Origin of the sequence: Thioalkalivibrio sp. ALJT, from assembly GCF_000381825.1 — a bacterium.
Classification (GTDB): Bacteria; Pseudomonadota; Gammaproteobacteria; order Ectothiorhodospirales; family Ectothiorhodospiraceae; genus Thioalkalivibrio.
Window position 1 is genome coordinate 87,283 of record NZ_KB907125.1, and the last position, 15,574, is coordinate 102,856.

Below are 15,574 nucleotides of genomic sequence, written 5' to 3' on the forward strand. Positions count from 1 at the left end.
CTCTAGGGAAACAAATGTTTCCCTAACTACGCGCGGCGCGCATCATCTCGACGAAGTCATCGAACGCCGGGGACACGTCATGCGGGCCCGGGCTGGCCTCGGGGTGCCCCTGCAGGCTGAAGGCCGGGCAGTCGGTGCGGGCGATGCCCTGCAGCGTGCCGTCGAACAGCGACCGGTAGGTCGGCGTCAGCGTATCGGGCAGGTTGTCCTCGTCGATCGCAAAGCCGTGGTTCTGCGACGAGATCATCACCCGCCCGCTTTCCTCGTGGCGGATCGGGTGGTTCGCCCCGTGGTGGCCGAACTTCATCTTCACGCTCTTGCCACCGCTGGCGATCCCCAGCAGCTGATGCCCGAGGCAGATGCCGAACAGCGGCAGCTTGCGCTCGCAGATGTCGCGGATCGCCTCTATCGCGTAGGTGCAGGGCTCGGGGTCGCCCGGGCCGTTGGACAGGAACACGCCGTCCGGCTTCAGCTCCATCACCTCGTCCACCGGCGTTTCGGCCGGCACCACGGTCACGCGACAGCCCCGATCCGCCAGCTTGCGCAGGATGTTCTGCTTCATGCCGAAGTCGTAGGCGACCACATGAAATTCGGCCTGCTCCGGTGTCACCCGCGCCGGCTCTTCGCCCAACTGCCAGGTGCCCTCCAGCCACTCGTAGCGGTTGCGCGTGGTGACCTCGCGCGCCAGGTCCATGCCCTTGATGCCGGGGAACTCGCGCGCGGCCGCCAGGGCGGCGGCCTCGTCCACCTCGCCGGCCTGGATGCAGCCGTTCAGCGCACCCTTCTCGCGCAGGATGCGGGTCAGCTTGCGGGTATCGATCCCGCTGATCGCCACGATGCCGTGACGCAGCAGGTAATCCGGCAGCGACTCGCGCGAACGCCAGTTCGACACCAGCGGCGGCAGGTCGCGAATGATCAGCCCGGCGGCATGGGCGCGCGCGGACTCGTCATCCTCCGGGTTGGTCCCGGTGTTGCCGATATGCGGATAGGTCAGCGTGACCATCTGCCGGTGATAGGAGGGATCGGTCAGGATCTCCTGATAACCAGTCATCGCGGTGTTGAACACCACCTCGCCGACCGTCTGGCCCTGGGCGCCAATCGCCTGACCATGAAATACAGTGCCATCTTCCAGGACGAGCAGAGCAGGCGCAGACACGGGGACCTCCGGGTGGTCTGGACACCGCCGCCCGGCCCTGTGCCGGCGGCGATAACGCGGTTCGTTCGGGACCATGGACCCGGCCTCGTCCACACCGTTTCGGCGGGGAACAATCCCCGTTTCGGCAACGGTTCGATGCAGGCGAGAGCGGGTACGGATATGGCCTCAAGTGTACGCGAGCGCCGCGCGCGACGTCCAACGAACGCTCCTTTTCCGACGTCACCCGCCTCTTCATTCATGGCTGGCGAGAGCTTGCTATCCGGCGTTTTTAGCTGGCCCTGGTACAGCCTCCGGTGTCTACGTGCGCTTGGCCCGCCGCCTGCCTGCTGGTGGCCAGACGAAGCCCCCAAAACTCGACGACAAAGAATACTGCGCCCGTAAAACGCCGGTCGGCGCCGCCGGTTAGAGATCGCGCAGGCCCAGCACATCCTGCATATCGAACAGCCCATTCCCGGCACCGGCAAGCCAGACGGCGGCACGCACCGCACCGGAGGCAAACACGGTCCGACTGGAGGCCTTGTGGGTAATCTCCACGCGCTCGCCATCGCCGGCGAACAGCGTCGTGTGTTCCCCCACGATGTCGCCACCGCGTACCGTGGCAAAGCCAATGGTGCGACGGTCACGGGCCCCGGTCTGGCCCTCGCGGCCATACACGGCATCGTCCTCCAGGTCCCGTCCCAGAGTCTCCGCAACCACACGCCCCAGCTTCAACGCGGTACCGGAGGGCGCATCGACCTTGTGGCGGTGATGCGCCTCCAGGATCTCGACATCCACGCTGTCGCCCAGCGCCCGCGCCGCGAGCTCCACCAGCTTGAAGGTCAGGTTGACCCCGACACTCATGTTCGGCGCGTACACGATCGGCATGGTGGCCGCCGCGTCGCGCAGACGCTGCTCCTGATCCGCATCGAGACCGGTGGTGCCGATCACCAGGGCCTTGCCGGCACGCGCACACAGATCCAGGTGCTGCATGGTGGCCTGCGGCGCGGTGAAGTCGATCAGCACGTCGAAGTCGTCGGTCACGGTCGCCAGATCCTCGACCAGGCGCACCTGACCCTCCTGGCCGACGACCTCGCCAATCGCCTCGCTACCCGGCCGTTCGCTGGCCGCGCCCAGCCGCGCCTCGGCGTGCTCATCCACCGCCTGCACCAGGTTCTGGCCCATGCGCCCGCCGGCGCCCGCAATCGCAATTCGAATCATCGTTTGTTCCATCCGGTTCTGTCGTTCCATCGGGGTATGCGCACCCTACGAAGCTTTGCCGCAACGTGCCAGTTACAGGGTTCGCACCGGGGTGCGGAAACGCCATTCGCCGTACACCGAGGCGACCACCCCGGCTGCGGCAAGGAACGCCGCGAACACGTACACCGAGGCGGGGCTGATGCCGTCCCACAGATAGCCGGCCACCAGCGAGCCCATCGCCCCGCCCAGCCCGAAGGCCAGCGAGGAGTACAGCGCCTGCCCGCGCCCCTGCAGCCGGCCCGGGAAGAAATAGTGGATCAGCGAGATCGCCGCCGCGTGGTACACCCCGTAGCTGGCCGCATGCAGCACCTGGATGAACAGCAGCATCGGCAACGAATCCGGTACCGCCGCCAGCAGCCCCCAGCGCAGCGTGGTCAGCACCAGGGCTGCCGACACCAGCAGCCAGGCCCCGAAGCGCAGGATCAGCCGCGGCATCAGCAGGAACAGCACCACCTCGGCCGCCACCCCCAGCGCCCACAGCTGCCCGGCCACGGCGCGCGAGAATCCGGCCTCTTCCAGGTACAGGGTGAAGAAGGCGTAGTACGGCCCATGGCTGGCCTGCATGAAGAAGCAGGCCACAAACAGCGCAATCACCTCGGGACGGCGCAGCACGGCCAGCAGCGGCGGGGCGTTGTTGTCTTCCTCATGGTTGCGCGCCGGTTCGCGGACGAACTGCGCGGCCGCCACCACCGCGATCAGGATCGCCAGCACGATCCACGGCAGCCAGGCCACGTCGATATGATCGAAGGCCCAGCCCAGCAGCGCCACCGCGACGATAAAACCCACCGAGCCCCACAGCCGCACCAGGGCATAGCGGTGCGCATCCTGCCCCAGCGAGCGCATGGTGGTCGCCTCGAACTGCGGCAGGATCGCATTCCAGAAGAAGCTGTAGGCGGCCATCACCACCGCCAGCCACCAGTAGCCGGTGTACAGCAGCACCCCGGCAAAGGCCACCGCCCCGCCCAGCGCGCCCCAGCGCGCGATCGGCATGTGTGCGCCAGCACGGTCGGCCAGCCAACCCCAGACATTGGGCGCAATGATCTTGGTCGCCAGTACGATCGCCATCAGCTCGCCGATCTGGGCGCCGCTGAACCCCTCCTCGGAGAGATACGGCCCCCAGAACGGCATGAAGGCGCCGAGGCTGGCGAAGTAGAAGAAATAGACCCCGGACAGGCGCGCGTTCTGCGTCACGGCCATTGCAGGGCCCTACCGGTTCAGGAGACTACGGCCGGACGGCCGCGTCATTCGCCGGGATGATCGCGCAGTGCGAGGCCCGTATCCGCCACGTCGGCATTCTGCCCGCGATGGCGCAGGGCATGGTCCATCAATACCAGCGCCATCATCGCCTCGGCGATCGGGGTGGCGCGGATGCCCACGCAGGGGTCGTGCCGTCCCTTGGTCACCACCTCGACCGGCTCGCCCGCGGTGTTGATGCTGCGCCCGGGCAAACGGATGCTGGAGGTCGGCTTCAGCGCGATGCTGGCGCGCACTGCCTGGCCGGTGCTGATCCCGCCCAGCACGCCGCCCGCGTGGTTGGAGAGGAAGCCCTCGGGGGTGATCTCGTCGCGGTGCTCGGTGCCGCGCTGGGTCACGGACTCGAAGCCCGCGCCGATCTCCACGCCCTTCACCGCGTTGATACTCATCAGCGCATGCGCCAGCTCGGCATCCAGGCGGTCGAATACCGGCTCGCCCCAGCCTGCCGGCACGCCGATGGCCTCGACGGTGACCCGCGCGCCGATGGAGTCGCCCGACTTGCGCAGGGCGTCCATGTACTCCTCCAGCTCCGGCACCTTGTCCGGGTCCGGGGAGAAGAACGGGTTGTCGTTGGCGATCTCCGGCTGCTTCGCCTCCAGCGCGATCGGGCCCAGCTGGGCCAGCCAGCCGCGGATGGTGATGCCGTAGCGCTGTTCCAGATAGCGCCGCGCGATGCCGCCGGCCGCGACCCGCAGCGCCGTCTCGCGCGCGGAACTGCGCCCGCCGCCACGATAGTCGCGCACGCCGTATTTCTGGTGGTAGGTGTAGTCCGCATGCCCGGGACGGAAGCGATCCATGATCTCGCTGTAGTCCTTGGAACGCTGATCGACGTTCTCGATCAGCAGCCCGATCGGCGTGCCGGTGGTGCGCCCCTCGAAAACGCCCGAGAGGATGCGCACCTGGTCCGGCTCGCGCCGCTGGGTGGTGTGACGCGACTGCCCCGGTCGGCGGCGATCAAGGTCGAACTGCAGATCCGCCTCGCACAGCTCCAGACCGGGCGGACACCCGTCCACCACCGCGCCCAGGGCCGGCCCGTGACTCTCACCAAAGGTACTGACGACGAACAGTCGCCCAAAGCTGTTTCCCGACATGCGCGTAGTGTAGCCGCGGGCGGCGCGGCTGTCGCCTGTTCCCGCACTGGCAGCGGGTCGGACGCCGGTGGAATGGCCGGTTCGGCAAGCCCGTCTCCTGTCTGCGATGATCGTTGAACAGAACCCGAAACCACAGCACGGAGAACACGGTGACAAAGCCCCTCAGCCGCCTCGACTTCGCAATGTAACTGCGGCACCTGCGGGCCCGGGAGGCCTCCGCCGCCATAGGGAAACACGATGGATGACCCACTCGCCAACCAGACGACCGTCGCCGCTCCAGGCGTGCACCGGATCCGCCCGCAGGAAGCCCACGCGCGGCTACAGCAACGCCCGCGCGACCTGCTGATCGACATCCGTTCGACCATGGAATTTCTGTTCGTCGGGCATCCGGTCGGCGCAATCCACATCCCGTGGATCGACGAGCCGGACTGGACCGAGAACCCCCAGTTTGTCCCCCAGGTGCGCAAACTGTTGCTCGGGGGCGCCACCGACCACGGCGCGGATGCACCCGCGCTGTACCTGATCTGCCGCAGCGGCAAGCGCACCCTGGCGGCCGGCCAGGCCCTGGTCGATGCCGGACTGGAGAACGTCTTCTCGGTAGAAGAAGGCTTCGAAGGCCCGCTGGACGAGCACCATCAACGTTCCACCCGCGGCGGCTGGCGCTACCACGGCCTGCCCTGGGAGCAGTGCTGACCCTCCGGGCAAACCCCCACTACAAGAGGGGTTGCACACCCCCCCGGGGGTTTGATTCATAATGGACCCGGACGCGTCACTGCGGCGTTCGATTGTGGCCCGGTGGTACCCTTGAGCCTTAATTCTTCACCACGGGACCGAGTACTTCCGTTTCGCTGTGCATGTCCGTCTTCGAGCGGAAAGCCTAAAGATCCGGAGACTTCTCCCACCTGAACCTCAGGTTCAAGGTCAAAGGTCACGCCGGCGCCTGCGGGGCGCGTCCACTTCCTGGGGGACCCGACGTTTCCCCTGCCAATCCCGAATTCCCATGCCAGCGCAAAACACACCCGATTCGCTGTCGCCCAATGAGCTGCGCGCCCTGCGCCTGCGTCTTCGCCGTGCGCGCGTCGCGTTGTCGAATGACCAGCTCGACCGGCATTCCGCCGCCATCAGCGCGCACCTGCTGCGCTGGCTCCAACGCTGGCAGCCGCATTGCATCGGCGCCTATCGCGGCCTGCGTGGCGAGGTGGACCTGACCCCGCTGACCGTGGCACTGAGCCGGCGCGGCACCCGCATCGCCCTGCCGGTGATGGACGCCAAACGCCCCGGACGCATGCACTTCCACGCCTGGGCGCCGGACGCGCCGCTTTGCTACAACGACTTCGGCATTGCCGAGCCCTGTTCCGACGCCCCGCGCATCTGGCGGCGCGAGATGCAGGTCGTGCTGCTGCCACTGGTCGCGTTCGACCATGCCGGCAACCGCATGGGCATGGGCGCGGGCTATTACGACCGCTATTTCGCCCGCCGCCGCTTCGGCATCCAGCGACCAAAGCTGATTGGCGTCGCGCACAGCCTGCAGGCCGTCCCGCGCCTGCCGGTGCAACCGTGGGATGTGCCACTGGATGCGGTCATAACCGAACATGGCTGGCATGCGCTGCCGGCACGTACGCGGCACAATACGCACACCTGACCACACACCCGACCCGGTACTGGGAGCCCGCATGGCCTACTGGCTGATGAAATCCGAGCCCGACGAGTTCAGCATCGACGACCTGGAACGCGTCGGCGTGGAGCCCTGGGACGGCATCCGTAACTACCAGGTGCGCAACATGATGCGCGACGAGATGAAGAAGGGCGATCTCGCCTTCTTCTACCACTCCAACGCCAAGCCCCCGGGCATCGTCGGCATCCTGCGCATCGAGAAGGAGGCTTACCCGGATTCCTGCGCCTTCGACCCCGAAGACCCGCACTACGACCCCAAGAGCGACCCGGACAACCCGCGCTGGCTGCGCGTGGACGTCGCCTTCGAGGAAAAATTCGGCGACATCATCACCCTCGACTGGCTGAAGCAGCAGCCGCAACTCGAGGACTGCCCGCTGGTGCGCCGCGGCAACCGCCTGTCGGTGATGCCGATCACCCAGGACCAGTGGGACTTCATCCTGAGCCATGCCCAGCGCGGGAAGTAGCCCCGTGGCCACGCTCTACCACTTCCCGCATGACGCGAAGGCCGACCGGCTGCGCCTGGCCTGTGGCTACAAGGGGGTCGCGCTGGAGACCCGCGCGCTGGACTGGTTCGACGACGAAACCTTCTTCGAGCTGGGCGTGGCGCGTCAGTCGCCGATCCTGCAGACCGATGACGGCACCCTGGTCACCGACACACTCGCCGCACTGCGCGACATCGACCGCCTGTTCCCGAGCGGCGAGCCGCTGTCCGACGGCGTGATCGCCGAGGACGCCTGGCAGGCCCTGGTGGACTGGCGCGCCAAGGTGGAGATCGTACTGGACCGACTCTACGCCCCGCTGGCACCGGGCTTTCACGGCATCGGCGAGAGCGCCGAGGCCCTGGCCGACTTCAAGGCCCAGGTACAGCACCGCTTCGGCATGTCGCTGGAAGAACTCGCCAACGACCGCTACGACGGCTACAACCAGCTCGCCAGGCTCAGCCACCTGCCGGAACTAGCGAAACACCTGGCCGCCAGTCGCTTCTACCTCGGCCACCCGTCCATCGCCGACTGCGTGATCGCCGCCGACCTCTACCCCCTGCAGATGCACGACGGCATCAACCTGCCCGTCGACATGCTCTACTACCTGCGCCGCGTCGAGGAGACCTTCAACACCCCCCTCGACACCCACTGGCTCGCCCGCTAAAGCCCGTGTGGGAGCGGCCTTGGCCGCGAACCGGCGGTAGGCGCCAGCCAAGGCCCCGGATTCGCGCGCAAGCGCGCCCCCACCGGGCTGCTTGCTTACTCGACGAAAGGAACAGCACCCATCAAGCAGCTGCAAACCGCCGGATGTGGTTCTCGTCGCGGGATTCGGCCCGGGCCAGATCGAAGTTCGTCTGCATGGTGAGCCAGTGGCGCGCCTCGCCGATGCCGCCGCTCTCGAGGCGCACGGCAAAGTCCGGCGAAATCGCGGCATGTTCGTTCAGTACACGCGAGACCGCGTTGCGGGACATCCCCAGATGCTGCGCAAACTCCGTCACCGAAAGCCCCAGCCCGGGCAGCACGCGCCGGCGCAGGATCCGCCCGGGATGGGGCGGATTCCGCATCGACGTATCCTCCAGAGGCTCAGTGGTAGTCTTCATAATCCACCTGGTCCGCATCGTCGCCACTGAACGTGAAGGTGACAACCCGGTTGCGGTTCACATGTACAGGCGCTTCAGTCCCTTGTGACGAATCTTCCTGATCATCGGCCTTCCCTGGCAGACACTTGCACTGTAATCCGTAACGTTACACGAGCCAAACCGACCCGAATGCGGGGGGCTCAGCCGAAGCGGTAGTGCTTGCGGATGTCGCGGTGGATTTCCCAGGTGCAGCCCATGCCCTCGGGAAAGGTCACCAGATCGCCCTCGCCCACGGTGACGGGCTCGCCACCATCATCCGGCGTCACCGTCACCTGCCCTTCCAGGATGTAGCAGACCTCGCGCTCGTCGTAGTGCCAGGGGAAGGTCGAGACTTCCTTCTCCCACACCGGCCAGTCGAACACCCCCAGGCGTTCCAGATGGTCCTGTTCCGGTCGATGGATCACTTCGATGGACATGGCGCCTCCTACGTTGCGCTGCGTCGTATTGGGAATCGCGCAAGACCCTACCGTCTCGCTGCGTCACCGGCCAGCCCAGGCACTCCGGGCTATCGAAACAGCCGCCTCTCCTCGCGGCGGAAACGGCGCACGACCAGCAGCACGAAAGCCATAATGCCGAGTCCGGCCGAGATGTAATCGAGGGGCATCCCCAGTTCCCAGGCCATGTAGCCGGTGACCAGCGCCCAGAGACACGGGATGATCGCCAGGATCAGCGGCGGTCGCGGGTACCCGAGCAGCAACAACCCCAGGGTCAGCAACATGGTCGGGCCCGGCGCCACCCCCACATACGACAGTTGCGACCAGGAAGTATCCACCAACGCGAGTCCAACCAGGGGATAGGCGACGACTGCGTAAAACATCAGTACAACGGCCAATAAACCCGCCCATCCGCCGGGCCAGGCGAAGGCACCGCGCCCCATCACCGTCAGGGCGAACACCATCATCAACCCCTGCGCCACGAACACCCCAGCCAGCCAATGGGCGGCGAAGTGATACGGCGCCAGCGAACCACCAAAGAACGTCAGTCCGATCCAGGCCCACAGCACGCCCATCAACAGTCCGATCGCGCGACCCGCGAAACGCCCACTGAAAAACGCCATCGCAATCGATACCAGCACGAACAAGGCCGCCACCCCATGCAGCGGCCAGATCGCCTGGTTGTACTGGTCGAGAATCGCCAGCCAGGTGGGTCCGTCAAACGGCAGCATTTATCTCCCCGTACCCATGGGTTGAAGATCATTACTGTGGGAGGCCAGTTCTCTGGCCGACTCGGCGTGCGACAAGACTTATCGGCCAGAGGGCTGGCCTCCTACAGGTCGCCGACGTAGGCGACCATGCGTTCGCGCATGTCGGCATCCGGCAGGGGCCCGTACAGGGCACCCATATTCTCCTCCATGTGCGCGTCCACCGAAGTCGCCGGGATCGCGCAGGTGACATGCGGATGGGACACGATGAACTTGAGCAGAAACTGTGGCCAGTTCTCGCACTCGATCTCGTCCGCCCAATCCGGCAGCGGGTGCCCTTCAAAACGCTCGATCAACGCCTTGCGCCGAAACGGGCGGTTGGCGATGACCGCAATGTCGCGCTCGGCCGCCAACGGCAGCAGGCGCTGCTCCGCCTGGCGATCCAGGATGTTGTAGGTCAGCTGCACGAAATCGAGGTCCTCCGAGCGCATGATCCGTTCCATCTCGTCATGCCGCCGCCCATGCGAAGTGGTGATACCGATGTAGCGAATCTCCCCGGCCTCGCGCCGTTCGCGCAGCGTCTCAAGGTGCGCCCCCCAGTTCTGCAGGTTGTGCACCTGCTGCAGGTCCAGGCGGCTCACACCCCACAGGTCCAGGGAATCCGCTTGCTGCTCGCGCCCCGTGGAGGTACTTCGGGTCCAGACCTTGGTCGCCGCAAACAGGCCCTCGGGATACCCGAGGGAAACACTGATCCATGTACACACTCGCGCTCGAGTCGCTTTGGCGTGCGAACAAGGCGCGGTGACCGCCGTGCAGTCATTCTGCACAAGGGAGCCGCAACGCAGTGCGCACTCGAAAGCGGCCGAGCCCCTTCGGGGTTGGCACCCCAGGTTCCCCGATCCGGCGTTGCGCCACTTGGCCGTAGAATGGCTACGGCGCTGCGCGGCGCGCCTTGTCTCGGAAAACCTGGGGTGCCAACGCGAGTGTGTACATGGATCAGTATTTCCCTGGCTCGCGCAGGCCATGGCCTACCACCGCTTCGGCGCGCCCGTACATCGGCGAGGAGTCGATCATGCCGCCGCCACGCCGAAAGAACGTGTCCAGAATTTCTGTACGCACCGCCAGCGGATCCGGGCTCTCCGGCACGTTGAAGGTAATCCACGTACCCATCCCGATCACCGGGATCTCCTCGCCCGACGACGGAATCGGCTTCAGGTTCAGCACGCGCCCCTCGTTGGCATGTGTCAGCAGAGGAATGCCGGCCCATGCACCCGCTAGCGAACCAGCCACCCATCGTAAAAAGGAGCGCCGGGACTGCCCGTGGTCGACCATAGACATGCCTCACCCATTACGAGGAACTTGTTTACGTGGTCTCCAGCCACGGGCCTCAAGTTCCCGACCAATGCTTCGACAGCGCCGTGACCAGGGGCTTCATGAAGTACTGGGCGTCCGGAATTACACCGGGCACGATACCCGCCGAGCGCAGCTCATTTGCAACCACCGGGCCAATAGCAGCTACCACGGTTCGATGCAGAGCGGCAATGAGCGCTTCTTCGCACCTCCGATCTCTTGCAACGCGCAACAACCGCCGGACCTGCGCCTGGCTGGTGAAGGCGATGGCATCCAGTCTCCCATCGGCCAGGGCCACGACCAATTCCGCCACACGATCGGTTTCTGCACCATCCGCGTAGCGATAAGGCGCCACGCAGCGCACCTCGGCCCCACGGTTCTCGAGGAAGTCGACCAATTTCCAGTTGGGTTCCTCCCCATAGAGCTGAACGCCAATGCGTGGCGCCATGTCCTTGCCGGTAGCCAGACCCACCTCGGCCAGGGTGTGGATGATGCCCTCCGTGGTCGGCACTGCGGCCACCGTATCCGGCACCACGCCGAACGGCTTCATCGCCCTTCCGGGTTTCGGCCCGCGCACCAAGGTCGGGGTCGCGCCCACGGCCGCCAGCCACGGGTCTTCCAGCCCGGAGCGCTGGGCAAAACCGGTCAGACGGGTGAAGCCCTCGCCGGTCAGGAAGATCATCCGGTCGAATGGCCGTTCAATCGCCTCGCGCAGCCAGGCCTCGACCGCCGTGCGATCCGGACTATCGTGGATTGCCACCAGCGGACAGCGCCACACCTTGGCCCCACGCCGCTCCAGCAGACCAGCCAGCACCTCCAGGGCGCGACTTTCCGGGATGGCAATCCGACGTCCGGCCAGTTCGCCCGCCAGTGCCTGCCCCACCTCCTGAGCGACGGCCGTCACGCGGCGCTCGCGGCCGCCGTCTGTGGCCCTGGCATCGGCTGCGGGAAGGCGGCATCGGCACCGGCATCCGGTTTAAACCAGGCCAGGCGCTGGTGGCAGGCCGCCACATCGCCCACCACGATCAGACTCGGCGAACCGACCCCAGCGCGCTCCGCCTGGGTGGCCAGCGTATCCAATGTGCCCGACACCACCCGTTGCTGGTTCGTGGTGCCGTTCTCGATGATCGCGGCCGGGGTGGACCCGGCGCGCTGTGCCACCCCCTTCAGACCCTGGCAGATTGCCGACAGGGCGCGCCGCCCCATGTAGAACACCAGCGTCTCATGTGGATCATTTAGCTGGTCCCAGTCCACATCCAGGCGGCCCTCGCGGGTGTGCCCGGTAATGAACCGCACGGATTGGGCATGATCACGATGGGTCAGCGGGATCCCCGAATAGGCTGCGCAGCCACTGGCCGCAGTAATCCCGGGGACGACCTGGTAGGCCACGCCATCGGCCGCGAGGACGTCCAGCTCCTCGCCGCCACGCCCGAACACGAAGGGGTCCCCGCCCTTGAGGCGCGCGACCCGCTTGCCTTCGCGCGCCAGACGCGAGAGCAACGCGCTGATCTCTGCCTGCGGTACACAATGGCGATCACGCTCCTTTCCGACATAGAAGCGTTCCGCCTCGCGCCGGGCCAGGTTCACCACCTCGGAGGACACCAGCCGGTCGTAGACGACCACATCCGCCTGCTGCAGCAGGCGCAGCGCGCGAAAGGTCAGCAGGTCGGGATCGCCCGGCCCGGCGCCGATCAGGTAGACCTCGCCGGGCGTGCTGGTTGCGGCATCCGCCAGTTCCTGCTCCAGGCGCGCCTCGGCCGCGTCCATGCGCCCGGCCAGGGCGAGCTCGGTGGCCGGACCGGCAAAGGCCCGCTCCCAGAAGGCGCGGCGCGCGTTCACGTGGTCGAAACGGGCGCGCACCCGGTCGCGCAGCCGCCCGGCGAGATCGGCCAGCCGGCCATAGCCGGCCGGGATCAGGCTCTCGATCTTCGCGCGCAGCAGGCGAACCAGCACCGGGGCGCGGCCACCGGAGCCGATCGCAATGGTCAGCGGCCCGCGCTCCACGATCGCCGGCAGGATGAAGCTGCACAGCTCGGGCTGGTCGGCGACGTTCACCGGGATCGAGCGTACAACGCAGTCTTCGGAGACCTGGCGGTTCACCTCCGCGTCATCGGTCGCGGCGATCACGATCGCGACCCTATCCAGGCATTCGCTGTCATAGACACCCGGATCGCGGCTGATCGACCCCGGTTGTTCGCGCAGCAGGCGCTCGGCGGCCTCGCTGTACGCCGGGGCCCGCAGGCGCACCCGGGCCCCGGCCTCCAGCAGCAGCGCCGCCTTGCGCGTGGCGACCGGCCCGGCCCCAACCACCAGGGCCTCGCGGCCGTGCAACTGCATATAGATCGGCAGGTGTTCCATGCTTATCCCTCCCGCGCCACGGGGTCCGTGGGCGCCTCGGCTTCCTCGTTCAACAGGGTCTGGATCTCGGGTCGGCAGGAGCCACAGTTGGTCCCCGCCTCAAGGGCCGAACCCACGGCCTCGCAGGTGGCAAGCCCCTGCTCGCGGATCGCAGTGCGGATGCGCGTCTCGTCCACGCCGAAGCAGGCGCAGACCATGCGCCCGCGCGCGGCCTGGCCGTTCGGTGGACGCCCGGTCAGGAGCGCCATGCGCTCGGTATCGCTGATCGTCTCGGCCGCGAACAGGCCGGCCAGCCACTCGCGCTCGGGCAAGCCCCGGTCGGGGCCCGCGAACAGCACGCAGGCGAGCCGCCCCTCGTGGATCTGCGCGGCGCGGTAGCGCCCCCCGGCGGGGTCGGCGAACTCCAGCCATTCCCCCGGCCCGTCCAGGCGTTCGCGCCACGCATCCACCGTGGGCGGTGTGCCCCGCCCGGCCAGTTCGGTACGCAGGTGTCGGCGACCACGGGCGGTGACTGCGTAGTCCGACTCGGGCGTGGCGATCGGCTCGCGGCTCAGCACGAAGCCGTGCCAGTCCAGCGCCGCCGGGCGCAAGGCCACGGCCGTGTGCTTGAATGCCGGCTGCCCGGAGACCGGGTCGACATGCGCGGGCACCAGCGCATCGACCCGGGCGAGCCGCGCGATCGGCCGGCTCCAGTGCATGGGCACGAACACGCTGCCGGGGCGCTGCTCGCGGCTCACCTGCACCCGCGCCAGCAGGCGACCGTGGCGACTGGTCACCTCGGCGAGATCGCCGGCCTGGACCCGGAACAGCCCGGCATCCACCGGATGGATCTCGACGAACGGTTCCGGCTGATGCGCACTCAGGCGCGGGGTGCGTGCGGTGCGGGTCATGCTGTGCCACTGGTCGCGGATGCGGCCGGTGTTCAGGCGCAGCGGATATTCGGCAGCGACCGGGTCGGTCGGGGCCTGCGGGGTCACGGCCGCGAGCTGCGCCCGGCCGCTGGCGGTGAAGAAACGGCCATCGGCGTAGAGGTGTTCGGCGCCCGTCCGGCTCCCCGCCGGCAGCGGCCACTGCACTGGCTCCAGGGCGTCGTACTCGGCGTCGGACAGCCTGGCCAGTGCGCCAATGTCGAAGTCGCGCGTGCCGTGGTTCTCGAAGGTGGACAGCGCCGCATGCTCGCGGAAGATCTCGCCCGGGCGGGTATAGGGAAAGGCGTCGGCGAAACCCAGCCGCTGCGCGACCCGGGCCAGCGCCCACCAGTCGTGCCGGGCCTCGCCCGGGGGCGCGCGGAACGGGCGCTGGCGCGAGATGCGGCGCTCGGAGTTGGTCACCGTGCCGTCCTTCTCGCCCCAGGTGGTCGCCGGCAGCAGTACGTCCGCCACCCGCGTGGTCTCGGTCTCGCGCACGCAGTCGGAGACCACGACCAGCGGGCATGCGGCCAGGGCCTGCTCGAAGCGCGCGGCTTCGGGCAGGCTGAACAGCGGATTGGTGCCGATGATCCAGACCGCCTTCACCTGCCCCGACTCGACCGCGCGGAACAGGTCCAGCGCCTTAAGCCCCGGCTGGCGAGCAAGGTTGGGTGCGCCCCAGAAACGCCCGACCCGGTCCAGGTCCGCCTCGTCGAAGCCCATGTGCGCGGCCAGCTGGCTGGCCAGTCCGCCGACCTCGCGCCCGCCCATCGCATTCGGCTGGCCCGTCAGTGAGAACGGTCCCATGCCCGCGCGCCCGAGGCGGCCGGTGGCCAGATGCACGTTGAGGATCGCCCCGGCCTTGTCCACGCCGCTGTCAGACTGATTGATGCCCTGGCAGAAGGCGGTCACGGTGCGCTCGGTACGGGCAAACCACTGGAAGAACGTTGCCACGGCCTCCGGCTCCAGCTCGCAGGCCTCGGCGGTCGCGGCGATCGACGGGCTGGAGGCCCGCGCGGCCGCCAGGGCGTCGGCAAAGCCGTCGACATGGCGCTCCAGGAAGCCGGGGTCCAGCGCATCCTCCCGGCGCAGATGGTCCAGCAGGCCGTTGAACAGCCAGGCATCCGTGCCCGGCGCCAGCGGCAGGTGCAGGTCGGCCGCCTGGGCGGTGGCCGTGCGCCGCGGGTCGATCACCACCAGCTTCATCTCCGGGCGCGCCGCGCGGGCGGCCTGCAGGCGCTGGAACAGGACCGGGTGGGCCCAGGCCATGTTGGAGCCCGTGACCACGACCAGATCCGCCTGCTCGAGGTCGGTATAGCTCCCCGGCACGCCATCCACACCGAAGGCACGGGTATGGGCGGCCACCGCCGTGGACATGCAGAGCCGGGAGTTGGTGTCGATATTGGCCGAGCCGATGAAGCCCTTCATCAGCTTGTTGGCGACGTAGTAATCCTCGGTCAGGATCTGCCCGGAGACGTACAGGGCGACCGCATCCGGCCCGTGTGCCGCGATGGTCTCGCGAAAGCCGTCCGCGACATGATCCAGCGCGGTCTCCCAGTCGACACGCCGCCCGCCGATCTCCGGGTGCAGCAGCCGGCCCTCGTCGCCGAGGGTCTCGGCCAGCGCCGCGCCCTTGGAGCACAGGCGCCCGGCATTCGCCGGATGGGCGGGGTCGCCGCGCACCGCGACCGGAAACTCGCCTTCCGGCGTCGCGGTCACCTCCACGCCGCAGCCCACCCCGCAATAGGGACAGGTCGTACGGGTCACCGGCTCGGGCGTGGCCAT

General features: G+C 67.7%; 14 protein-coding genes, 1 other RNA gene and 2 pseudogenes. 5 read left to right on the plus strand and 12 right to left on the minus strand.

The genetic code is table 11. The annotated features are described in order from the left end of the window. Nucleotides 1-22: 22 nt before the first annotated feature. From carA to aroC, 4 genes are all read right to left on the minus strand, one after another. Nucleotides 23-1,156: a glutamine-hydrolyzing carbamoyl-phosphate synthase small subunit gene (carA, locus tag G332_RS0107215; protein WP_019626326.1), complete on the minus strand. Its 1,134-nt coding sequence runs from the start codon at nt 1,154-1,156 to the stop codon at nt 23-25. Nucleotides 1,157-1,558: 402 nt separating this feature from the next. Then, the gene (dapB, locus tag G332_RS0107225) at nt 1,559-2,353 is read right to left on the minus strand and encodes a 4-hydroxy-tetrahydrodipicolinate reductase (protein ID WP_019626327.1); all 795 of its coding nucleotides are present in this window, start codon (nt 2,351-2,353) and stop codon (nt 1,559-1,561) included. A gap of 72 nt (nt 2,354-2,425) precedes the next feature. Beyond that, entirely contained in the window at nt 2,426-3,589 is a 1,164-nt protein-coding gene (locus tag G332_RS0107230; protein ID WP_019626328.1) for an MFS transporter, read from the minus strand. A gap of 44 nt (nt 3,590-3,633) precedes the next feature. Further along, nucleotides 3,634-4,737, minus strand: a complete 1,104-nt coding sequence (gene aroC, locus G332_RS0107235; protein WP_019626329.1) for a chorismate synthase — start codon at nt 4,735-4,737, stop codon at nt 3,634-3,636. A gap of 237 nt (nt 4,738-4,974) precedes the next feature. On the opposite strand from aroC, the gene G332_RS0107240 reads away from it, so the two are divergent. From G332_RS0107240 to G332_RS0107255, 5 genes are all read left to right on the plus strand, one after another. Further along, nucleotides 4,975-5,430, plus strand: a complete 456-nt coding sequence (locus G332_RS0107240) for a rhodanese-like domain-containing protein (RefSeq protein WP_019626330.1) — start codon at nt 4,975-4,977, stop codon at nt 5,428-5,430. Nucleotides 5,431-5,503: 73 nt separating this feature from the next. Then, nucleotides 5,504-5,689, plus strand: a non-coding RNA gene (gene ssrS / locus G332_RS13260) — 6S RNA. Nucleotides 5,690-5,737: 48 nt separating this feature from the next. Next, nucleotides 5,738-6,379, plus strand: a complete 642-nt coding sequence (locus tag G332_RS0107245; protein ID WP_019626331.1) for a 5-formyltetrahydrofolate cyclo-ligase — start codon at nt 5,738-5,740, stop codon at nt 6,377-6,379. Nucleotides 6,380-6,410: 31 nt separating this feature from the next. Beyond that, complete coding sequence (locus tag G332_RS0107250) at nt 6,411-6,875, plus strand: EVE domain-containing protein (protein ID WP_017941841.1); 465 nt, start codon at nt 6,411-6,413, stop codon at nt 6,873-6,875. Between the two features lie 4 nt (nt 6,876-6,879). Beyond that, entirely contained in the window at nt 6,880-7,557 is a 678-nt protein-coding gene (locus tag G332_RS0107255; RefSeq protein WP_019626332.1) for a glutathione S-transferase family protein, read from the plus strand. A 121-nt stretch (nt 7,558-7,678) separates the two neighbouring features. Here G332_RS0107255 and G332_RS0107260 read toward each other — a convergent pair whose 3' ends face one another. The 8 genes and pseudogenes from G332_RS0107260 to G332_RS0107290 all read right to left on the minus strand — a co-directional run bounded on the left by G332_RS0107260 (nt 7,679) and on the right by G332_RS0107290 (nt 15,574). Beyond that, nucleotides 7,679-7,957 carry a HigA family addiction module antitoxin gene (locus tag G332_RS0107260; RefSeq protein ID WP_018866417.1) on the minus strand — a complete coding sequence of 93 codons (279 nt, stop codon included), beginning with the start codon at nt 7,955-7,957 and terminating at the stop codon, nt 7,679-7,681. A gap of 215 nt (nt 7,958-8,172) precedes the next feature. Next, nucleotides 8,173-8,448: a cupin domain-containing protein gene (locus tag G332_RS0107265; protein WP_012982192.1), complete on the minus strand. Its 276-nt coding sequence runs from the start codon at nt 8,446-8,448 to the stop codon at nt 8,173-8,175. An 89-nt stretch (nt 8,449-8,537) separates the two neighbouring features. Continuing rightward, nucleotides 8,538-9,197 (minus strand): DUF6064 family protein, encoded by a 660-nt coding sequence (locus G332_RS0107270; RefSeq protein ID WP_019626333.1) that lies wholly within the window; start codon nt 9,195-9,197, stop codon nt 8,538-8,540. A gap of 101 nt (nt 9,198-9,298) precedes the next feature. Further along, nucleotides 9,299-9,913, minus strand: a pseudogene (locus G332_RS12740) (aldo/keto reductase); the annotation flags it as partial. A gap of 271 nt (nt 9,914-10,184) precedes the next feature. Next, nucleotides 10,185-10,511: pseudogene (locus G332_RS12745) on the minus strand (aldo/keto reductase); the annotation flags it as partial. Between the two features lie 49 nt (nt 10,512-10,560). Further along, nucleotides 10,561-11,427 carry a uroporphyrinogen-III synthase gene (locus tag G332_RS0107280; RefSeq protein ID WP_019626336.1) on the minus strand — a complete coding sequence of 289 codons (867 nt, stop codon included), beginning with the start codon at nt 11,425-11,427 and terminating at the stop codon, nt 10,561-10,563. Next, nucleotides 11,424-12,881, minus strand: coding sequence for a siroheme synthase CysG (gene cysG, locus G332_RS0107285; protein WP_019626337.1), 1,458 nt, complete (start codon nt 12,879-12,881; stop codon nt 11,424-11,426). The genes G332_RS0107280 and cysG overlap by 4 nt, the downstream gene beginning before the upstream one ends. A 2-nt stretch (nt 12,882-12,883) precedes the next feature. Continuing rightward, nucleotides 12,884-15,574, minus strand: a complete 2,691-nt coding sequence (locus tag G332_RS0107290) for a nitrate reductase (protein ID WP_019626338.1) — start codon at nt 15,572-15,574, stop codon at nt 12,884-12,886.